General features: G+C 58.2%; 14 protein-coding genes. 4 read left to right on the top strand and 10 right to left on the bottom strand.

Annotated features, from left to right (window positions below):
• Window positions 1–1127: 1127 nt before the first annotated feature.
• The 5 genes from uvrA to glgC all read right to left on the bottom strand — a co-directional run bounded on the left by uvrA (window position 1128) and on the right by glgC (window position 11790).
• A complete protein-coding gene (uvrA, locus tag QWI16_RS18745; RefSeq protein WP_368045292.1) occupies window positions 1128–6683 on the bottom strand; it encodes an excinuclease ABC subunit UvrA in 5556 nt (1851 codons plus the stop codon).
• Window positions 6684–6894: 211 nt separating this feature from the next.
• Complete coding sequence (locus QWI16_RS09810; RefSeq protein ID WP_302712737.1) at window positions 6895–7239, bottom strand: PilZ domain-containing protein; 345 nt, start codon at window positions 7237–7239, stop codon at window positions 6895–6897.
• Window position 7240: 1 nt separating this feature from the next.
• Entirely contained in the window at window positions 7241–8812 is a 1572-nt protein-coding gene (malQ, locus tag QWI16_RS09815; protein WP_302712738.1) for a 4-alpha-glucanotransferase, read from the bottom strand.
• Window positions 8809–10527, bottom strand: a complete 1719-nt coding sequence (locus QWI16_RS09820; protein WP_302712740.1) for a glycoside hydrolase family 57 protein — start codon at window positions 10525–10527, stop codon at window positions 8809–8811. Before QWI16_RS09820 ends, malQ begins: the two co-directional genes overlap by 4 nt.
• 9 nt (window positions 10528–10536) lie before the next feature.
• Window positions 10537–11790 carry a glucose-1-phosphate adenylyltransferase gene (gene glgC, locus QWI16_RS09825; protein WP_302712742.1) on the bottom strand — a complete coding sequence of 418 codons (1254 nt, stop codon included), beginning with the start codon at window positions 11788–11790 and terminating at the stop codon, window positions 10537–10539.
• A 428-nt stretch (window positions 11791–12218) separates the two neighbouring features.
• Here glgC and glgB point away from each other — a divergent pair, with 428 nt between their 5' ends.
• The 3 genes from glgB to QWI16_RS09840 all read left to right on the top strand — a co-directional run bounded on the left by glgB (window position 12219) and on the right by QWI16_RS09840 (window position 18086).
• Complete coding sequence (gene glgB / locus QWI16_RS09830; RefSeq protein ID WP_302712744.1) at window positions 12219–14423, top strand: 1,4-alpha-glucan branching protein GlgB; 2205 nt, start codon at window positions 12219–12221, stop codon at window positions 14421–14423.
• 11 nt (window positions 14424–14434) lie between these two features.
• Window positions 14435–15940 (top strand): glycogen synthase GlgA, encoded by a 1506-nt coding sequence (glgA, locus tag QWI16_RS09835; RefSeq protein ID WP_302712746.1) that lies wholly within the window; start codon window positions 14435–14437, stop codon window positions 15938–15940.
• 88 nt (window positions 15941–16028) lie between these two features.
• Complete coding sequence (locus tag QWI16_RS09840; protein WP_302712748.1) at window positions 16029–18086, top strand: TonB-dependent receptor; 2058 nt, start codon at window positions 16029–16031, stop codon at window positions 18084–18086.
• A gap of 173 nt (window positions 18087–18259) precedes the next feature.
• Here QWI16_RS09840 and QWI16_RS09845 read toward each other — a convergent pair whose 3' ends face one another.
• Window positions 18260–19117, bottom strand: a complete 858-nt coding sequence (locus QWI16_RS09845; RefSeq protein WP_302712749.1) for an ATP-binding protein — start codon at window positions 19115–19117, stop codon at window positions 18260–18262.
• Window positions 19118–19235: 118 nt separating this feature from the next.
• Between QWI16_RS09845 and QWI16_RS09850 the strand changes: the two genes are divergently transcribed.
• The gene (locus QWI16_RS09850) at window positions 19236–19814 is read left to right on the top strand and encodes a response regulator (protein ID WP_302712750.1); all 579 of its coding nucleotides are present in this window, start codon (window positions 19236–19238) and stop codon (window positions 19812–19814) included.
• Window positions 19815–19838: 24 nt separating this feature from the next.
• Here the strand turns inward: QWI16_RS09850 and QWI16_RS09855 are convergent, their stop codons facing one another.
• The 4 genes from QWI16_RS09855 to QWI16_RS09870 are packed head-to-tail and all read right to left on the bottom strand — an operon-like array spanning window position 19839 to window position 22404.
• On the bottom strand, window positions 19839–20678 hold the full coding sequence (locus QWI16_RS09855; RefSeq protein WP_302712751.1) for an ion transporter: 840 nt from the start codon (window positions 20676–20678) through the stop codon (window positions 19839–19841).
• A 25-nt stretch (window positions 20679–20703) separates the two neighbouring features.
• On the bottom strand, window positions 20704–20997 hold the full coding sequence (locus QWI16_RS09860) for a DUF3012 domain-containing protein (RefSeq protein ID WP_302712753.1): 294 nt from the start codon (window positions 20995–20997) through the stop codon (window positions 20704–20706).
• Window positions 20998–20999: 2 nt separating this feature from the next.
• The gene (gene hemB / locus QWI16_RS09865; RefSeq protein ID WP_302712755.1) at window positions 21000–21977 is read right to left on the bottom strand and encodes a porphobilinogen synthase; all 978 of its coding nucleotides are present in this window, start codon (window positions 21975–21977) and stop codon (window positions 21000–21002) included.
• Between the two features lies 1 nt (window position 21978).
• Window positions 21979–22404, bottom strand: a complete 426-nt coding sequence (locus QWI16_RS09870; protein WP_302712756.1) for a hypothetical protein — start codon at window positions 22402–22404, stop codon at window positions 21979–21981.

Here is a 22404-nt window from a genome sequence, read left to right on the forward strand (position 1 = left end):
AGCCCAGCACAAACATGTAACCTTAAAAGCTCATCGTACATAATGCCGTTGCTTATGTTCCCTGCTGAAGCATTAGCTTTTAATTCTGTTACATCCAATGTACAGATAAACCTCCTGATATCCTGCATTCCAGAATATATCTGTCTCGTGAGCTAGCTGTCTCAAAATCTTCATAGAGCTCTAATGATATGCCTATTGAGGAAGAGTTATTTTCGCTTGTTACAAACTCAATCTTGCCCAATACCCCATCATGCCATTCTATTTCATTCATAGATCAATTCTTCCTTGGTGCTAACAGCTAATTCAAAAGCCAAAGTAAAATTCCCCGCGGCAATATAATTCCCCTGGAAACGAGATAAAAAAATCGTCCTAGAGCTCTGATTTCAAAAGAAAATCAGTGTTTATCAATAACTGTCTCCCGTAGAAAAGAAAGACTCAGGCTGTATAACTCTTGAGCCACTTGATTCGCTCAAGCAAAACAGGTTTGATGCAACTAACTGATATTTCTAAGTTTTATTAAATATTTCTTTTGGGTCACACAAAAGCCGACTCTCTGCTCGATGAAAAAGAGTTGAATAGCATGAGCTTCCAGCTACCAATCTACTCTGTCTTTTCAGTACTAAGTAGAGTATTGCCGCCTGTCGTTCACGGGTGTTATCGAGAAAGCGATGTAAACAGAAGGGAAGTGCCCGCACCCTACTCCAGATGCTTATTGATTCCACCTTCCCATTGGCTACCGCTGATTTGCACAGCCTGAAAAGACCCGACAAACCCGCCAAAACACTTGAGGAAAAGAGTGCCACCGTTTGCGTCAATTGGCAATACGCAATTGACTTTCTGAAAAAGCCCAGAATCTGGCACCAAGAGGCTCCCCTGCGACTGAGCCGAGCGGAGGTAGCGGTTAGAGGGTAAGCAAACAGGAGGTTTGCGCAAGTATCGTCAGGCCAGGGACGGCCTGTCGATACGGCTCTCTAACCGCTGCCGGAGCGAGGGAACCCCGAAGGGGCCAGGCGCCGGGGCGCGCCTTTTGATGACTTTTCGTCGCGCAACGAAAAGTCATTCGCCCGCCCGGCGATAGAGGCCAAAGCCAATTCCAAAGTCCAATGTCGGACTCCCGACACCAAAACTCAACCGTCTCCCAAAACCTCCCCCAAAAACTGTCCCGTAAGCGACCGCTTACGCCGAACCACACTAGCCGGCGCTCCCTGCGCCACCACCCTACCCCCACCAGAACCGCCTTCCGGCCCCATATCAACAATCCAGTCCGCCTCGGCCACCACATCCAGATTGTGCTCAATCACCAGCACCGAATTACCCGCGTCCACCAGCCGGTGCAGCACGTGCAGCAGCTTGTCCACATCCGCCATGTGCAGGCCCACGGTGGGCTCGTCCAGCACATAGAGGTTGTGCTGGTTGACCCGGCCCTTGGCATCCTCGGGGGTCATGTTGGCCTTGGCCAGCTCCGAGACCAGCTTGATGCGCTGCGCCTCGCCGCCGCTTAAGGTCGGGCTCTGCTGGCCGAGGGTGAGATACCCCAGGCCCACATCCTGCAGCAGGCAGAGGGCGTGGTGCACCTTGCTGATGGGTTTAAAAAACTCGGCGGCCTCATCGATGTTCATGGCCAGCACATCGCCAATGTGCTTGCCTTTGTAGCGCACACTTAGGGTCTCATCGTTAAAACGCCAGCCGTGGCAGACATCGCAGGGCACGCGCACATCCGGCAGGAAATTCATTTCAATTTTCTGCATGCCCTGCCCGCCGCAGGCCTCGCAGCGGCCATCGCCGGCGTTAAAGGAAAAGCGCGCCGGGGTGTAGCCGCGCAGGCGCGCATCCACGGTGCCGGCAAAGAGTTTGCGGATGCTGTCCCAAATGCCGATGTAGGTGGCCGGGCAGGAGCGCGGGGTTTTGCCGATGGGCGTTTGGTCCACTTCCAAAATACGGTCGATGTTCTCCCAGCCGCTGATGTCAGCCGCGCCCTGCCAGGCGTGGGTTTTCTTGCGCTTATTGGCCAGCGCCTGCTTGAGGTTTGGGTAGAGCACACCGCGCACCAGGGTGCTTTTGCCGCTGCCGCTGACGCCGGTGATGGCCACCAGCTGGCGCAGGGGAATGGACAGGCTGACATTGGCCAAATTGTTGAGCGAGGCCTTTTCTATGCGCAGGGCCGATGCGTCCCAGAGTTTACGCATCTCGCTATTGCGCAGCTCGGGCATGGGGTGGCGCAGCGGCTTGGCGAGCATTTGCCCGGTGAGCGAGCGCGGGTTTTTCATCAATTGTTTGACGCTGCCCTCGCCCACCACTTCGCCGCCGTTGACGCCGGCGCGCGGGCCGATGTCGATCATATGGTCGGCCTCGCGCATGGTGTCTTCATCGTGCTCGACCACCAGCACCGTGTTGCCCTGGCGCTGCAACTCGCGCAGGGTTTGCAAGAGTTTGCGGTTGTCCCGCGCGTGCAGGCCGATGGTGGGTTCGTCCAGCACATAGCACACGCCCTGCAGGCTGGAGCCGAGCTGCGCAGCCAGGCGAATGCGCTGGGCCTCGCCACCGCTCAAGGTGGGCGCGGCGCGATCCAGCGTCAGGTAGTTGAGCCCGACCTTTTGCAAAAAGTGCAGGCGGTTTTGCATCTCGCTCAGTAAGTCGCGGGCGATGGCCTGCTCGGCACTTTTCAGCTTGAGGCTGCCAAACCATTTCTGCGCATCGTCTACCGGCAGGGCGGCCAGCTCGGCAATGCTTTTGTGGCGAAAGCGCACCGACAACGCCGTGGGGTTGAGGCGCTGGCCATCGCATTTGGGGCAGACGGTATCGGCAGTGCCCTCCTCGGCCTGCCAGGCGCTCTCCTCGCCGGTTTGTTCTTCATCAAAGTCCTTGAGCTTGAGGCCCGTGCCAAAACAGCCGGTGCACCAGCCGTGTTTGGAGTTGTAGGAGAACAGCCGCGGGTCCAGCTCAGGAAAGCCACAGCCGCAGCCCGGGCAGGCGCGCTGGGTGGAAAACAAACGCTCTTTGGCTTTGCCCCCGGGCGCGACTATGACCACACCGTTGCCGAGGCCAATAGCCTGCTCCAGTGCCTCGAGCAATTCGGTTTGCTGGCCGGGCGCGATTTTAAGCGTGGCGAGGGGCAGCTCAATATCGTGCTCTTTGTAGCGATCGAGCGCGGGCCAGTTGTCGGTGGGCTGATAGACACCGTCCACACGCAGCTGGGTAAAACCGCGCTCGGCGCTCCACTGGGCCAGCTCGCGGTAAATGCCCTTGCGCGCGACCACCATGGGCGCGAGCAGGGTCACGGCTTTGCCGCGGTAGTCTTTTTGCAGCCGGGCGAAAATCGCATCGGTGGTTTGTGGCTCGATGGGCAGATCGCAACTGGGGCAGTACTGGGTGGCGAGCTTGACGAACATCAGCCGCAGGTAGTGATAGATTTCGGTCAGGGTGGCAACGGTGCTTTTACGCCCGCCCCGGCTGGTGCGCTGCTCGATGGCCACGGCCGGCGGTATGCCGTAGATGGCATCCACATCCGGGCGCGAGGCCGGCTGCACAAACTGGCGCGCGTAGGCGTTGAGCGATTCCAGATAGCGGCGCTGACCCTCGCCAAAAATCAAATCGAACGCGAGGGTACTTTTGCCGCTGCCGCTCACGCCGGAAATCACCGTGAGTTTATCCCGCGGAATGCGCACATCGATGTTTTTCAGGTTGTGCTCGCGGGCGTGATGCACGCTGATGACATTGTCGGTTTTGCTGCGCTTGGTTTTTTTATCGCTGGCCCGAGACAGTGCACCACCTTGCGCGAGGGTTTTCACATAGTCTTTTAATGCTTTACCGGTAAAGCCTTTGCTTGATGTCATCAGGGTGTCGGGCGTGCCCTCGGCGATCAGCTGGCCGCCGGCGTCGCCGCCCTCGGGGCCGATGTCGATGATCCAGTCCGCCGCGCGAATCACATCCAGGTTGTGCTCAATGATCAGCAGCGAATGCCCCGCCGCCTGCAGCTGGCGAAACGCCTGCATGAGCGTGGCGATGTCGGCAAAGTGCAAGCCGGTGGTGGGCTCGTCAAACAAAAACAACATGTGCTCATCGCTCTTGGCGCGGGTGCTGGCGAGGTGGCCGGCGAGTTTCAGGCGCTGGGCTTCGCCGCCGCTTAAGGTCGGCACGGCCTGGCCAAGCTGCACGTATTCCAGCCCCACATCCGCCAGTGGTTGCAGGCTTCGCACCACCTCGGGTTGATCGTCAAAAAAGACCAGCGCCTCGCTGACGGTCATCTCCAGTGCATCGGCAATGGAGACGGCGCGGCCTTTTTTGAGCAGTTTGATTTCGAGGATTTCATCGCGAAAGCGTTTGCCGTCGCACTCGGGGCAGCGCAAGTAAACGTCGCTGAGAAACTGCATTTCAACGTGTTCAAAGCCGTTGCCCTGGCAGGTGGCGCAGCGGCCATTGCCGGCGTTAAAACTGAAAATGCCGGGCTTGTAGCCGCGCTCTTTGGCCTGGGGCGTGGCGACAAAGCACTTGCGGATGGCATCAAAGGCGCCCACGTAAGTGGCGGGTGTGGAGCGCGTGGTTTTGCCAATGGGGCTTTGATCCACGAGGACGACTTTATCCACGGCCTCCAGGCCGCTGATGCTGTCGTAGGCGCCGGGGGCCTCGGTCTGCTCGCCAAAGTGTTTGAGCAGTGCCGGGTAGAGAATGTGGCGCATGAGCGTGGATTTTCCCGAGCCGCTGACACCCGTGAGGCACACCAGCTGGCCGAGTGGAATGGTTACATCGATGTGTTTGAGGTTGTGCTCGCGGGCGCCTTTGATGGTAATGGCCTGGCTCTGGCGCTGTTTGAGCGCGGGCAGGTACTGGGCGGCGACCTCGGCAACGCCCTCTGCCGGCAGGCTGATGTGTTCAGTGCCGTTGAGGTAGCGGGCGGTGAGATTGTTTTTGCGCTGCATCAGCGCTTTGGGCGTGCCAAAAAATTCAATGTTACCGCCGTGGCGGCCGGGCCTGGGGCCGATGTCGAGAATGCGGTCCGCCGCCAGAATCACTTGCGGGTCGTGCTCGACCACCAACAGCGAGTTCCCGGCATCGCGCAGCCGGTGCAGAACTTTTACCAGCCGGTCAATGTCGCGCGGGTGCAGACCGGTGCTGGGCTCGTCCAGAACAAACAAGGTGTTGACCAGCGAGGTACCGAGCGCAGTGGTGAGATTGATGCGCTGTACTTCGCCGCCGCTCAGGGTGCGCGACTGGCGATCGAGCGTCAGGTACTCGAGGCCCACTTCGCACAGATACCCCAGGCGCGAGCGAATTTCGCTGAGCAGCAGTTCGGTGGCCTCGTCTACGGCCGAGCTGCCCTCGCCTTTTACCTTGGAGAAAAACGCCAGGGCGTTGGCCAGCGGCAGGCGCATGGCATCGGCGATGTTGAGGCCGGACAAGCGGTTAAACACATCGTCGGCCAGTGTGGCGCCCACGGGTTTAAAGCGCGGCCGCCCGGCGAGTGCGGTGTCGGCGGCCTCCAGATCGCCGATGCGCCACCACAGGGACTCGGGCTTTAACCGCGCACCGCCGCAGGCTTTGCAGGGGGTGTAGGCGCGGTACTTGGACAGCAGCACGCGAATGTGCATTTTGTAGGCTTTGGATTCCAGCCAGTCGAAAAATTCACGCACACCGTACCAGACGCCTTTGCTCCAACTGCCCTCGCCCTCAATGACCCAGTCGCGCTCTTTTTCGCTGAGCTCGGCCCAGGGTTTGGTGATGGGAATGCCGCGCTTTTTTGCAAACTTGATCAGGTCGCTCTGCACTTCGGCGTAGCTGGGGGTCTGTATGGGTTTGATGGCGCCGTCTTTCAGGCTTTTTTGCTCGTCGGGAATCACCAAACCCCAGTCCACCCCAATCACCCGGCCAAAACCGCGGCAGGTGTCGCAGGCGCCCAGGGGCGAGTTAAAGGAAAAGTGGCTGGGGCTGGGTTTGCTGTAGCTCCGGTCGCAGCCCGGGCAGTGGTGATGGCTGGAAAAGCGCTCGGCCTCGCCCACCTCTCGCTCGTCGTTTAACGGGTAGACCAGCACATGACCTTTGCCGTAGTGGAGCGCCGCCTCCAGAGCCTCGGTGAGCCGGCCGCGGTTGTCTTCACTGAGGCGCAGGCGGTCTTGCACCACCTCGACCCGCGCGCCCGAACGCTGGTAAATACGGGCGTAGCCCTGCTGATTGAGCAGTTGCAGGACGTCATCGTCCGTGAGTGTTTCGGGCACGGTGATGGGCAGGCAGACCATCAGGCGCTGGCCACTGGGAAAACGGTCAAACAGCGCCTTGAGAATGCTCTGCGGGGTGTCCGTGACCACGGGTTTGCCACAGCCGGCGCAGTAGAGCTGGGCGAGACGCGCAAACAGCAGTTTTAAATAGTCGTTGAGCTCGGTCATGGTGCCGACCGTGGAGCGCGAGGTGCGCACAGTGTTGCTCTGCTCGATGGCAATGGCCGGGGGTATGCCCTCGATGCTGTCTACCGCCGGCTTGTCCATGCGGTCGAGAAACTGGCGCGCGTAGGCGGAAAAGGTCTCGACGTAGCGGCGCTGGCCCTCGGCGTAGATGGTGTCGAACGCCAGGGTGGATTTGCCCGAGCCACTGACGCCGGTGACCACCACCATTTCCCCGAGGGGGATGTCCAGATTGAGGTTTTTCAGATTGTTTTGGCGGGCGCCGCGGACTTTGATGGCATCGAGGCTCATAGAGGCTGGGTTCCGTTTGCGAAAAGACTGGCTAAATATACAGGAGTGGAGGGGCCGATCCAAGTATCGGCCGCGTGCGTCTGTGTGCGCTGGGCCGCATCGCGGCGCACCGGTGAGCATTACGCGCGAGGTGGCACAGAAGATCAGCCGCTGCCATTAAGCGGCTGGGGCGGCAGGCGTCAGTAACCGACGCCTATCGAGGGTTGTGCGGTTATTCGTTAACCAGTAACGAGCTTTTGATGTCGGCCTGAGCCTGGCGGCGTTTAACGGCGTGCATGAGCCGCGCCGCCTGGCCTAAGGTGTCCTCGGTGGTGTCCAGCTCCACGGCAATGCCGTTTTCCTGAGTGCGCACCACTTTGCCCTTGAGGGTAAAGCCGGTAGTGAGATCCACGGTAATGGTCAGGCTCTCGTAAAGCCGGTAGGCCTCGGGCTTGGTGGCGAGAAACAACCCCAGGGTGCTGAGGTTTTTAATGCGGGCCACGGAGCGCTTGCCCCGGGTTTTGTGCAGTTCGGCTCGCAGATCGGCGGTGGTACGTGGGCTTGCGCGATGTTCCATATTACTTCTCCGGTGAGATGTCGTCTGAGAAAGGCAGGTCCTGCCCCAGGCGATCGTAGCGAATGACGTCTTGCTTGATGCGGGTGGCGAGATCGGCGGGTAGATCCTCCCACTGAAAGCGCCAGAGCCAGTTGTTGTCGAGGGTGCCCGGCGTGTTCATGCGGGCGGTGTTGTCCAGTTCGAGCCAGTCTTGCAGCGGCACTATGGCCATGCGCGCCACCGAGGCCAGCGCGGTTTTGATCAGCCCCCAGGGGGTGGGCAGCGTATTGAGGTACTCGGCCAGCCGCTCGCGTTCGGCGCTGGTGAGGCTGTCGAGCCAGCCTTTGGTGGTGTCGTTGTCGTGGGTGCCGGTGTAAACAATGTTCACCGGCTCAAAGTGATGAGGTGCGTTGATGTTGGTGGGGTTGCCGTCAAAACCAAACTGCAGCACCAACATGCCCGGCAAGGCAAAGCGTTTGCGCAGCGACTCGACCGAGTCGGTGATCAGGCCGAGGTTTTCCGCCACGATTGGCAGGTTGTGACAGTGTTTGAACAAACTGGCCAGCAGGGCTTCACCCGGCGCCTCGACCCAGCGCCCGGCGCGCGCGTCGGGGCTGCCGGCGGGAATTTCCCAGTAGGCGTCGAGCCCGCGAAAGTGATCGATACGGATCAGATCAAACTGGGCGAGCTGCCCGCCGAGGCGGTCGCGCCACCAGGCGAAGTCATCGGCTTGCATGGTGTCCCAGCGGTAATGGGGGTTGCCCCAGTGCTGGCCGGTTTCGGAAAAGTAATCCGGCGGTACGCCGGCGACGCTGACAGGCTGGCCGCGTTGGTCCAGCATAAACTGATCCGGGTGGGCCCAGACATCGACGCTGTCGAGCGCGACAAAAATGGGGATATCGCCAAACAGTTGCACGCCCTGCTCGCTCGCGCTCTGGCGCAGGGCCTGCCATTGGGAATAAAACGCAAACTGTTCAAAATAGGCCTGGGCGATATCGCGCTGATACTGCTGGCGGGCGCTGGCCAGGGCCTTGTTGTCGCGCAGGCGCAAAGGCTCGGGCCAATCGAGCCAGCTGACGCCGCCGTGGGCTTTGCGCAGGGCGAGAAACAGAGCAAAGTCGTCCAGCCAGTGGGCCTGCTCTTTGAGAAAGCGCTGGTAATCGCGGCCGATGTGTTTGCCCTGCGCTGTCTCTATATGCCGGAAAAATTCATCGCAGGCGATGGTGCGCAGCTGCGCCATGTCGTCAAAGCTCAGGCAGTCGCCAACCGGCAGATGCTTGGCGATGGCCTCGGCGCTCAACCAGCCCCAATCGATCAGCTGTTGCAGGCAGATTAAATTGGGGCTGCCGGCGTGAGCGGACCAGCTCTGATACGGCGAGCGGTCGCTGTGGGTGGGTCCGGTGGGCAACATTTGCCAGACGTTTAAGCCGGCGCTGTGCAAAAAGGCTAAAAAGTGATGGGCGTGGCGGCCGAGGTTGCCCGAGGGCACGTCGCAGTGGCCGAGTTTAGCCGCCGGCAGTGAGGTCGGGTGCAAGAGGCAACCGGCGGTGCGGCGGTTAAAAATATCGGCGGGTTTGATCGGCGTTTGCCTCATAAATGGCCTTGACGCATAACGCCGCCATTGGCCGGTGAGCCCGAGCCTTTGCTGATGGGTGTGGCGAGTTTTTCCGGTGGTTTTTTACCGATGATGTTGTAGAGGTTGGTGACGTGCTGGCGAAATAGATAGTCAAAATCGCGCACGCTGTCGGAGGGGTTGTAATCGCCAAACCACCAGAACCAGTCGGACCCTTCGCACAGTGCCAGCTGCAAATCGGCCAGCCGGCGCGAGTCACCCGCAAGTCCCGCTTCTACGGCGCTGTCGTAATCGAGCTTGGCCTGACAGAGAATATCCCAGGCTTTGTTTTTTTCGCTGTCGGCAATCCAGGTAGAAAAGGTGCCGTAGACCCAGCTGCCGGCGCAGAGACTGTTGAGCGCTACCGACTTGGGTGTGGTCTCCAGCCACTCGCTGTAGGTGGTGGTGTAAAGCCGCGGGTGATCTTCCAGGCGGGCGTAGAGCGCGTCGAGAAAATAGTAGGCGTTTTCCGGGTAGTACTCCCAGGCGTTCTCGCCGTCCATAATAATGGAAATGACACAGTCTTCGGGGTTGGATGCGCTCTTGGCGATGTTTTCCAGGTGGTGGAGAAAATCGCCCACGGCATCGTCGGCGTGCCAGTTGGCGTATTCGAATCCGATTTTATCCGACAGGCCGTCGTCGCGGAAGAACACGCCCGTGGCTTTGTCGGCCACAGAAAAAACGCTGTGACGCTTATCCGGTTGTTGTTCAATGCGTTGCGCCGCCTGCTCGTTGGCGGGAAGTTTGAGGCTGTTGTACATCACCGAGTCGCCGGTGGCGCTCCATTTAAAACCCACCTCGGACAAGAGCGCCAAGGTTGAGTCGCTCAGAGAACCCTCAGAGGCCCAGCAGCCTTTGGGCCGAAAGCCAAAGTGGTCTTTAAACACGGCCAGACCTTTTTCCAGATGCCAGATGGCGCGGCCCTGCCCGCCGGGATAGTGAGAGGCGGCGGGCAACAGCGCGTCGGGCATGGCCTCGCGGGTGGAGGCAAAGTCCTGCAGCAAGGGCAGGATCGGGTGGGCGTATGGACTGGTGATGATTTCCGCCTGCCCGGATTCGGCAAGACGCCGGTAGCGCGGCAAGAGGTCGGCCATCAATTCGTGAATAATTTCCAGCAGTTGCGTGCAGTGCTCGGGGGTGAAGCCCGTGCCCTGCTCTTGCAGCTTGGTGACGCGCTTGTCGCTGCGGCGTACGGTTTCACCGAGCCAGCCTAAGTGATACCAGACCGCCATGTCGGTGAGGTATTGCTGGTTGAAGTAACAGGGCAGCGCGTCGTCTTGCTGCCAGGTATCGAGCATATTGACCAACTGCCGGTAGGGACAAAAGCGTTCGATGATGCGCTCGCGGTTGGCGCGGGTGCACTTTGCCAGCAAATCGGCAAAGCGCTCACTGCCGGGCGCGGGTCGCTCGGCGCTGGTGAGCAGTGCCAAGAGCGGGTCTTTGATGGCATCTCCGCGCTCCAGGTAATGCTTGAGCTGGCTGGCGTAGTCGGCGAGCTGCTCGATGAGTATGGGGACAAAGTTAAACACGGCCTTGCAGCCCGGGTGGGCTTCAAGGTGCGCGGCCATGTCCACATAATCTTTCAGTGCGTGCAGGTAGGTCCAGGGAAAGTAGTACTCGCCTGTGACGCAGTCGCGATAATCGGGCTGATGCATGTGCCACAAAAATACAACTGGGATTCTTGTGCCGCTGTTCATGGTAAGCCTCTAGGGTTGATTGAGCATGTCGGGTGTGACGAGCACGACCCCACCGGGCGAGACATAAAAACGTTCGCGGTCGGCGGCTTCGTCATAGCCGATTTCGGTACCGGCGGGGATCACGCAGGAGCGATCGATCAGCGCCTTTTTGATCTTGCAGTTGCGCCCCACCTCGACGCTCGGAAAAAGCACTGAGTCGGTCACTTCGCTGAAAGAGTTGACCCTGACCCGGGGAAACAGCAGCGAGTGGCGCACCACTGAGCCTGAGACAATACAGCCGCCGGCGACCATGGAATCGACGGCCATACCGCGCCGGCCGCTGTCGTCAAAAATAAACTTGGCCGGTGGCACATGTTCCTGGTAGGTCCAGATGGGCCACTCGGCGTCGTAGAGATCCAGCTCGGGGGTGATGCCGGTGAGTTCCAGGTTGGATTGCCAGAGGGCATCGACGGTACCCACGTCCCGCCAGTAGGCCTCGCCGCCTGAGACCGGGTCTTTAAAGGGAAAGGCCTGGACTTTGCGCTTGCCCAGGAGCGACGGAATAATGTCTTTGCCAAAGTCGTGGCTGGAGCCTTCGACGCTTTGGTCTTTTTCCAGTTCGTCGAACAGCACATCGGCGCTAAAGATATAGATGCCCATGGAGGCGAGCGAAATACCGGGTTTGCCGGGTATGGATTCGGGGTTGGCGGGTTTTTCCTTAAACTTGATGATGTTGTAATCCGGGTCCACTTCCATGACACCGAAGGCGGTGGCCTCTTCGCTCGGCACTTCAATACAGCCGACGGTGATGTCTGCGTCGTTTTCCACATGGGCGCCGAGCATGGTGCCGTAGTCCATCTTATAGACATGGTCGCCGGCGAGAATTAAAACAAAGCGGGGCTCATGGCGGCGGATAATATCGAGGTTTTGCAATACCGCATCGGCGGTGCCGGCGTACCAGGATTCGCCCAGGCGCTGTTGGGCGGGCAAGAGTTCGACAAACTCGCCCATCTCGCCGCCGAGAAAACCCCAGCCGCGTTGAATGTGGCGGTTGAGCGAGTGCGACTTGTATTGCGTAAGGACGCTGATGCGGCGGATGCCGGAGTTGACGCAGTTGGACAGGGGGAAGTCGATGATTCGGAACTTGCCGCCAAAGTGCACGGCGGGTTTGGCACGCCAGCGTGTTAAGTCTTTCAGCCGGGTACCCTGCCCGCCAGCCAATACCAGTGCGAGTGTTTCGCGGGTTAGACGGCTGACAAAGCGTCCCGAGTTCTGATTGGTCATACGAATGAAGCTCCTTCCTCAATGTGGGATAGACAATCGCCCCTTTCCTCTCGCGCGGGCCGACTTTGTGAGTCTAGACCCTACCGCCGCAAGACGGTAATGAACGTGTTACAAAAATGTCATGAGCAAATTAGGTGCCATAAGCTAGACGCCGACAAGGCAATTGAAAAAAGCACTGCGGTGAGCGAAGGCTAACAAAGACTTACCCGAATCAATACCGAGTCTGTCACGCAATTGTTTTACTCTTTTGAGTGGCCAACGCATACAATGACTTGCAGAGAATGATGCTCACGTGTAATGGCACCGAAAGTGCAGATGCATCTTGAAGGCGTCCCGTGTGACTCCAAATCGCTCATCAATACCCGCAACTATAACCATTGTGTGTTACGGTTTTGTGTTTGCACCAGTTGAAAAGGAATAAGCGAGCTATGACGCGCCCCAAAGGATTACAAATTACCCCGGCGATGCAACGAATCAGTGCAGCCGCCCATCACGACCCTTTCGAGGTGCTTGGCCGCCACAGCGAAATACAAGACTCCGCCAATGACTGCCGGGTAACGGTTTTTCTTCCGGGCCTCGCTGGCCTGCCGGAGCTGCGCACGCGTTCAGGTGCCGAAGCTTTAACGCACATTCCCGAGACCGACTTTTATTACTGGCAAGGCAAAGCGGGCGAGCTGCCCGATCACCACCGCTTGGTCTGGCAGTACGCCGATGGGCAGAAGATCGAGCGTCACGACCCCTACACCTTTGCTCCCCAGATATCCGATTACGACTTGCACCTGTTCGGCGAGGGCCGGCATTGGGACATCTATCGCGTGCTCGGTGCGCATATAAAGGAAGTCGATGGCATCAGCGGGGTGCTCTTTGCCACCTGGGCGCCCGGCGCCGAGCGCGTCAGTGTGGTGGGGAACTTTAATCGCTGGGATGGACGCGTTCACCCCATGCGTTCGCGCGGTGCTTCTGGCGTGTGGGAGCTTTTTGTGCCGGGCCTTGGGGCCGAGGAAGTGTACAAGTTTGAAATACGCAGTCGCGACGCCGCCCGGGTAGTGGTTAAGACGGACCCCTATGGCCGACAGTTTGAACTGCGCCCGGCCACCGCAGCGGTGGTGGTGGGTGAGGATGATTTTCAGTGGTCGGATGAGCCGTGGCTGGAAAAGCGCCGCAGCTGGGACTGGCAGCGCAGTCCCCTGTCGGTCTATGAGGTGCACCTCGGCTCCTGGCAGCGCCCAGCCGAAGGTGGCTACCTGAACTATCGTGAACTCGCTCACCGTCTGGTGGAGTATGTGGTGCCCATGGGTTTTACCCACATCGAGATCATGCCCGTTGCTGAGCACCCGCTGGACGATTCCTGGGGCTATCAGTGCACGGGTTATTTTGCACCGACCAGTCGTTTTGGCAGTGCCGATGACTTTCGCTACTTTGTCGACTACCTGCACCGGCATGATATTGGGGTCATTCTGGATTGGGTGCCGGCGCATTTTCCCAAAGATGAATTTTCCCTTGCGCGATTCGATGGCACAGCGCTCTACGAGCACGAGGACCCGCGCCTGGGTGAACACAAAGATTGGGGAACCTTGATTTTCAACTATGGGCGCAATGAAGTGCGCAACTTTCTCATTGGTAGCGCGCTTTACTGGTTAAAAGAGTTTCATCTGGATGGTTTGCGGGTGGACGCTGTCGCGTCCATGTTGCACCTGGATTACTCGCGCAACGACGGCGAATGGATACCCAATCGCTACGGCGGTAACGAAAACCTCGAGGCGGTGGACTTTATTCGCGAGCTGAACGTCCAGTGCCATGGCCAGCACCCGGGCACTTTGGTGATAGCCGAAGAGAGCACCGCTTGGCCGCAGGTGTCGGGGCCTGTCTATCTTGGCGGTTTAGGGTTTTCCCTCAAATGGAATATGGGCTGGATGCACGACACGCTCGAATACATGAGTAAAGACCCGATTTATCGTCAGCACCATCACGACAGTCTGACCTTTGGCATGATGTACGCCTACACCGAGAATTTTCAGCTGCCCTTTTCTCACGATGAGGTGGTTCACGGCAAGGGCAGTATGATGGGCAAAATGCCTGGCGACTACTGGCAGAAGTTCGCCAACCTGCGTTTGCTCTACACGTATCAATTTACCTACCCCGGCAGCAAGCTGCTGTTTATGGGCTCGGAGTTCGGCCAGTGGAGCGAGTGGGCCGACAAGGGACAGCTGGATTGGGCACTGCTTGATTTTGATGCCCACTCTGGCCTGCGTCAGGCACTCAGTGATTTGTGCCACCTCTACCGCCAGCAGGAAGCCCTGTTTCAGCGCAACTATTCGCCAGACGGTTTTGAGTGGATCGATTGCCACGATAACACCCAGTCGGTGATCAGCTACATCCGCCGCAGTGATCACCAGCAGCTGATTGTCGCTCTGAACTTTACCCCTGAGCCGCGCCATCATTACCGCATCGGCGTGCCCGGTGGGGGTCAGTACCGGGAGCTGTTTAACTCCGATTCGCTCTACTACGGCGGCAGTAATCTGGGTAATGGCGAGCCCATTCAGGCAGAGGCCCTGCCCTGGATGAATCAGCCTTTTTCGATGGAAATTACCCTGCCGCCTCTGGCCGGGGTGGTGTTTCTCAGTCACTCATAGGGAGTTTTGTTGTGAAGTTACTTTATGTGTGCAGTGAGGCTTTTCCCCTGGCAAAAACCGGTGGCCTTGGTGATGTGGGGGGCGCCCTGCCCCGCGCGTTATTGAAGCGCGGCGTGCAACTGCGCCTGCTGCTGCCCGCCTATGCCGCCACTATGGCGAAAGCGAAGGCCCAGGGACTCAAACTGTTACAGACGCTTACCCTTGAGGGGTGCGAGGTAAAACTCTGGCAGAGTCGCCTACCCGGTAGCCGCGTACCGGTATGGTTGGTGGATGTGCCGGAATTTTCCGCGCGTGAGGGTGGGCTCTACGGGGACGCGAGCGGCAATGACTGGCCGGACAACGCATGGCGATTTTACCTGTTTAGCCGGGTGGCTGAGCAGATTGCCATGAACCAGGCGGGACTGGAATTTGCGCCGGATATGGTTCACTGCCACGACTGGCAAACCGGCCTGGTACCGGCTTTTTTAAACGAGTACGCGCAGCGCCCGGCAACGGTGTTCACCATTCACAACCTGGCTTATCGCGGTATTTTTGATCACGCCACTTTCGCTGCACTGCGCTTGCCCGGGCACTGGTGGCACCACGAAGTGCTGGAGTTTTGGGGCAACTTTTCCTTCTTAAAGGCCGGATTGGTGTTTGCCGATCGCCTGACCACAGTCAGTCCGAGTTATGCCGAGGAAATTCAAACTGCCGCTTTCGGTTGTGGGCTTGAAGGTTTGCTGCATCACCGCCGCTCGGTGTTGCGCGGTTTGATCAACGGCATTGATATGGACACCTGGAACCCGGGCAGCGATAAATTATTGGAGGTGCCTTACAGTCGGCGCAGCCTAAAGAAAAAGGCGGGCAACAAGCAGGCGCTGCAAACGCAAATGGGGCTGAGTGTGCTGGCCGATACGCCACTGCTCGGTTTTGTCGGCCGACTGGTGGAACAAAAAGGCGTTCACTTGGTATTGGGTGCGCTGCCTGAGTTGCTGGCAAAGGGCGACTGCCAGTTTGTCGCGGTGGGCACGGGGCAGCACGATTATGAAGAGGGGCTCAGGGCCTTGGCGCAGCAGTTTCCCGGCAAGGTGGCTGTTCATATTGGCTATGATGAAAGCTTGTCTCACCGGGTCGAGGCCGGCGCCGATGCGTTTTTGATGCCATCGCTGTTCGAGCCCTGCGGGCTCAATCAAATGTACAGCCAGAGGTACGGCACCGTGCCTGTGTGTCACTACGTGGGCGGCTTGCGCGACACGGTGGTGCATCTAGCCCAGTCGCAAATTGCCGGATACTTGAGCGGCAGTCTCGGGTTGGATGACATTGATGAGACCGGTTTTTTGTTCTCCGAGCCCTCCGCCGAAGCTTTGCAACAGACGCTGCAGCAGATGATGGTGTGCTATCGTCAGAACGAATTGTGGCAGCGGTTGCAGCACAACGGCATGGCGCGGGACTTTAGCTGGGAGGCCAGCTGCACAGGTTATATTGAGCTCTACGACGAGCTGTTGTCAGCCAGACAACCCATGGTGGCCAGAGCGTAAAAACCTGTGTTGATTAAGCGCTAACACCGAGCTGTTATCGGTATTCACGCCGGGCGGCATAATACGGGCACCCCAAAGGAGCCTTGCCATGTTGCCCAAACCCTTATGTCTATTCTCGTTAACTTCTGGTGTGCTGCTCAGCACCCTCGCCCATGCCCATGACTCGATTGAGCAGATTACCGTTTCCGGTCGCGCTGTCAATTTAATCGGTCAGAGTCAATCGGCCTCTGAGGGGCTGGTTTCGCAAAAAGACATTGAGGTTCGCGCCCTGCTGCGCACCGGTGAAATCCTCGAGTTGATTCCCGGCATGGTGGTCACACAGCACAGTGGTACCGGCAAGGCCAATCAGTATTTTCTGCGCGGTTTTAATGTGGACCATGGTACTGACTTTGCCACGTCTTATGACGCCATGCCCGTGAATATGCGCAGCCACGGTCACGGCCAAGGCTACACCGACCTCAATTTTATTATTCCCGAGTTGGTGGGCGCCATGCACTACCACAAAGGCCCCTACTACGCCGATGTGGGTGATTTTAGCGGCGCGGGCGCGGCGCAAATCATCAGCCGCAACCGCCTGGATGCCGGAATGGTAAAACTGACCGGCGGTGAAAACGGCTATGGCCGTCTGCTTGTGGGCGACACCTTCGCCGGCCCGCGCACTGATATTACCGCCGCCCTGGAGGCAACCTACTACGACGGCCCCTGGACGGACATCGATGAAGACCTGGAAAAGTTTAACGGTCTGCTTAAGGGCGTCAGCGAACTTGGCGGCGGCACCTTTGCCTGGAGCCTGATGGGCTATCGCAATCAATGGAACAGCGCCGATCAGATACCCGCCCGGGCGGTGAATGACGGTGTTATCGACCGGCTCGGTTCAATCGATACCTCGACCGGTGGTGAGTCTTCGCGCTACAGCGTGAATCTCGGCTGGCAAGGTGAGCGCTGGAAAGCGAGCGCGTATATTCTTGAGTACGACTTAAACCTCTGGTCCAACTTTACCTATTATCTCGATAACCCGGACACTGGCGATCAGTTTGAGCAAGTAGATGATCGCCGTATTTACGGGGGTGAGATGAGTTATACCCGCGAGGGCCAGCTCGGTGCGATAAAGGTGAGCAATACCTTCGGCCTGCAAACCCGAGTGGACGACATTAATGAGGTGGGCCTCTACGCGACAAGCGAGCGAGTGCGCCAGGGTGTGGTCCGAGCCGATGCCATTACCGAGGCCAGTGTGGCGGCCTATTGGAGCGGCGTGTTTGAATTAACGCCCCGCCTGCGCTCGGAGCTCGGCGTGCGCTACGATTTTTACGCCTTTGACGTAAAAGATAGCGTGGGCGTCAACAGCGCTGGCGTCGATCTCGGCGTGAACAGTGGCCGTACCCATGAGGGTATGGCATCGCTAAAGGCCAGCCTGATTTACACCTTGAGTGAGGCGTGGGAAACCTATCTCTCGGCGGGCACCGGCTTTCACTCCAACGACGCACGCGGCACCACCATTGTGGTGGACCCGGCCGATGGCAGTGCTGCCGAGCCCGTCGACCCACTGGTAAGATCACGCGGGGCCGAATGGGGTGTACGGGCCTATCTGGGCGAGCGCTTGAACCTCTCGGCGGCGCTCTGGTATTTGGAGCTCGACAGCGAATTGCTGTTTGTCGGCGTTGCCGGCAACACCGAGGCCAGTGATGCCACCGAGCGCACCGGACTCGAGTTGGCGGCCTACTATGCCCTCAGTGATTATTGGACGCTGGATCTCGAGTACGCCTATACCGACGCGCGCTTTCAACGCGAGCAGCCGGGCCTTGATGTCCCCGGCGCGGTGGAAGACGTGCTGCAGCTCGGGCTGAGTGCAGACTTTGCAAATGGTCTGTTTGGCAGTTTGCGTCTGCGCTATTTTGGCCCTCGCCCTCTGGTGGAAACCGGCGAGGTTCGCTCGGCCTCCAGTACTCTGGTTAATTTGAAAACCGGCTACCGCTTTGATCAATTCACCCTGAGTTTGGATCTTCTCAATCTGCTCGATAGCGACGATCACGATATCGACTATTTTTACGAGTCGCAGCTGGCAACTGAGACCGCCCCTGTGGAAGACCTTCACTATCATCCGCTGGAGCCGCGCACAGCCCGTGTGACGCTTGAGTATCGGTTCTAGTCGCCATCACGTCGATTGTCCCGATCGACGTGATGGTTGCCCTCGCAATCCTGGCGGAGGTGCAGGAATTTTAAGGGCTCACGCCTGACCAGTCGTCGGCGCTGTATTCAATGAGTGTTAGCAGGCCCTGACTAAACGGCCGGTTTCACCGCTATATTCAGGTGCTGACCGGGTTATTCGTCAACGCCGGCGCCGCCAATAAAATCCCGGGCAAATTGCCAGGCGACACGGCCGCTGCGCGAGCCGCGGGTCATGCTCCAACGCAATGCGGCCATGCGGGTGTCCTCGCTCCAGTGTCCTCCGAGGCTCTCCACCCAGTAGCGGGCCGCGGCCAGATATTCGTCTTGACGGAAGGGGTAAAAACTCAGCCAGAGGCCAAAGCGCTCTGACAGCGAGGTTTTTTCTTCGATGCTATCGCCCGGTCGAATGTCGCCATCAACCTGCTGGGTTTCCAGGTTTTCGCTCATTTTATGCGGCAGCAGGTGGCGCCGGTTGCTGGTGGCGTAGAAGAGAATGTTCTCGCCGGGCGCGCAAATGGAGCCGTCCAGTGCCGACTTCAGTGCCTTGTAGTGATGCTCACCCTCTTCAAATGACAAGTCATCGCAGAAAACAATAAAACGCTCGGGGCGCTCGGCCAGGCTCAGCAGTAATTGCCCCAGTTGCGGCAAATCCGGTTTGTCGATTTCCACGAGCCTAATGCTGTCCCTGTGGTAGTGCCAGCAGGACTTGATAAGGGTGGATTTGCCCGTGCCTCGAGCGCCGGTGAGCAGCAGGTTGTTGGCGGGTTTACCCGCGGCAAACTGGGCGGTATTGCGCAGCACCCGGTCTTTTTGCTGGTCGACATTTTGCAGCGCCTGCAGCGGAATATGGTGCGGCTGATGCACCGCCTGCAAATAGCCGCCCTGATTGCCGGCACGCCAATAGAATGCTGGTGCGCGCCAGTCGGGCTCGGGCGGTGGGGTGGGAATCAGATGCTCCAGGCGATCGAGCAAGCGATCGACCCGGCTCAGAAGTTCGGACAGTTCGGCCATGGGCTCTCCTCAAATGACTTGGGCGGCGGGCAGACAAAGATAACAATCGGCAATGAAAAAGCAAGCACAGGCTCGCTCGCTGTTCTATAGTATCGGCAAGAGGGGGAGATTAGATCCAATGCAGTTTTCACGTGAAGAACAAGCGCTTATTACCGAAACACTCAAACAACGCCAGGCTTGGCTTAGCAAAACCCTGCCCACCCTTGAGGGCGAGCAGCGCAGTCGCGCCGAGCAATTGCTCGGGCAGCTGAAAACCATTCTCGGTAAATTCCAGCAAAAGGCTGGCAGCGCCAGCGAGCCGCAAAGCGGCAGCGATGTGCGCATTCTGGTGGTGGACGACGACGAGTACTGTGCCAAGTTGCTGGTTGCCCAGCTAGAGGAGTTGGGGTTTGACAATGTGGATATGGCCAAGGATGGGCAGGAAGCCATTAACCTGATGTACGATACGCCCCTGCCCTACGACATGATTCTCTCCGACTGGAATATGCCGATAAAAAATGGATTGGAAGTGCACAGCGCCATGCTGGCCGCTGAGCGCTATGACAACAGCCAGTTCGTAATGACCACCTCCATCACCCAGGCGAGTCAGATTCGCGAAGCCATTGATCACGGCGTCAACGATTATTTGGCAAAGCCCATCGATGTCGAGGCGCTGCAGAAAAAGCTGCAGCGTTTCTTCCCCAATGTCAAAAGCTAGGAAGATTAGCTGGCCGGTCGTGCGCTAGCGCTGACGCTCCAGCAACTGATTGACGGATTCTTGCAGCTGTTTGAGTTGCGCTTCAAGGTCGGAGCGAGCGGGCTGCTCGCCCTGTTCTTCAATCTGCCGGGCACGGTTTTCCGACTCGATCACGTTGACCACGATACCGATGATCATGTTCAAAAAAGCGAAGGCGGTCAGGAAAATAAAACTGACGTAGAACAACCAGCTGAGTGGGTAATGCTCCATGGTTTCGTACATGACATCCGTCCAGTCCTCGAAGGTCATCACGCGAAACAAGGTGAGCATGCTGATGGCAATATCGCCCCACAATACCTCATTGACCGAGGCAAAAAAGAAGCTGCCGATGGCACCGTAAATATAGAAAATAATAAACATCAGCAGTGCCACATAGCCCAGCTGGGGCATCGCTTTGATCAAAGAGCTGATCAGTACCCGCAGCTCGGGGATAATCGACACCATCCGCAGCACCCGGAACACGCGAATCAACCGGCCTACCAGTGCCATCTCACTGTCTTCAATAGGCACAAGACTGACAACGACAATCAGGGTATCGAATATGTTCCAGGCGGATCTAAAAAAATCCCGTTTACGCGGTTCGCCTATAAACCGAATGGTGATTTCAACCAAGAAAAACAGGGTGATAAACCAGTCGGCAAATACGATAATCTTGGAGATGAGCGGCGGAATATCGTAGGTTTTCGCGCCGATCACCAGCGCGGAAAACACGATAATGCCGATGACAAAAAGCTCGAAAGCTTTGTTGCTGCGCAGTCGATGAAAGCGCGCCTGCAGAGACGGCGGGTCTAACTCATCCACTACAGTGGGTTGGTTGCTGGTCACGGCTTTGGCTCTCGGTTAAGGCAAGCTACTGGTAAATGCACTGCGCAGCGAAGAGTTTGGACTCTTCATCGGACCAGTCGTTGTCGGCCTTGATCATCATGGCCTCGCACCAGGCTTCGGAGCCGGGCTCCGCATCACCCAAGGGCACATCTGTGACCGCGGATTCGAGCTGTGGCACCACCACGAGGGCGGCGCTGCTGCTTTGGGCGGTGGCTTCCGGCGCAGGCGCGGGCGTTTGACTCAAAACATAAAGCCCGACAGCGATGGTCGCGAGGCCGATAATGGTGGCGATAATGGCAATAACAAGTGATCGGGACATGATTAATCGGTGCCTTGCAGCCAGAGGGCGATGTCGGTGGCGTAGTAGGTAATGATTAGGTCGGCTCCTGCCCGTTTGAAGGCGAGCATGGTCTCAAGTACCACCGCACGCTCATCAATGACGCCGGCGGCGGCTGATGCCTTGATCATGGCGTATTCACCGCTGACATGATAGACCGCCAGCGGTCTTACGCTGTGGGCGCGAATGGAGGCCAGTACATCGAGGTAGGCGAGCCCCGGCTTGACCATCAAAATGTCGGCGCCTTCGGCTTCATCCTGCATGGACTCGGCCAGTGCCTCGCGACCATTGGCCGAGTCCATTTGGTAAGTGTTGCGGCTGCCCTTGAAGTTACTGTCCACCGCGTCTCGAAATGGGCCGTAGAAAGCCGAGGCAAACTTGGTGGAGTAAGACATCACCGGCAAATGCGGAAAACCGTTGCTGTCGAGCGCTTCGCGTATGGCGTTCACCATGCCGTCCTGCATGCCCGAGGGGGCGATCATATCGACACCGGCGCGGGCGCAGTTGACCACTTGCTTTTGCAAGTTTTTCAGGGTTTTGTCGTTATCCACATCGTCATCGGCAACCACGCCACAGTGGCCGTGACTGGTGTACTCGCAAAAGCAGTTGTCGCTGATCACGATCATGTCCGGGGCAGCGGCCTTGGCCGCACGAACCATGCGCGCCAGTAGACCGTCTTCGCGCCAGGTATCGGAACCCTTGTCATCTTTGTGCTCGGAAACACCGAACAACAAGACCGCGCGAATGCCCAGTGCCCAGGCGCTTTTCACTGCCTCGGCCAGCTGGTTCTCCGGGTAGCGGACAACGCCGGGCATGCTGTCTATGGCGACGGGTTTATCAATGCCCTCTTGCACAAACAGCGGCAAAATCAGATCGTCGGTGGTCAGGTGCGTTTCTCTGACCAAGGCGCGTAGTGCCGCGGTGCGGCGCAGGCGCCGAAAGCGAAAATCGGTGGGGTTCATATCAGGCTCTTAAGTAATCTTCGTGGCTCCACTGGCACTGCACGTACATGTCACCGGAACCGGGCACATGAAAATTGCGGTTGCACTCCCAGGTAAAGGTATGGGTGCCGCAGAGCTCGGTTTCCAGGTGTACCGTGGCCGAAACCCAGTACATTTTGCTGAGCAGGTTTTCGAACTGCTCAATCCACTGGTTCCATTCGTATTCCACCGCCTTGTAGGAGGCGCCAAAGTGCATCACGTCGGTTTGATAGCTGCCGCTGATGCGCGTCGGGTCGGGGATGGCAAACATTTCCTGGCAGAGAAAAGGCCACTCCTCGGCGCGCGGCAAGGTCAGCATGGCGTCGCGATTGATTTGAATCCGCTCGCTCTGACCGGGGCCGATAATGCTGTCTTTGATGCAGCCGTAAACGATTGATTCCGCTTCCAT

Source organism: Gilvimarinus algae (assembly GCF_030518215.1).
GTDB classification, from domain to species: Bacteria; Pseudomonadota; Gammaproteobacteria; order Pseudomonadales; family Cellvibrionaceae; genus Gilvimarinus; species Gilvimarinus algae.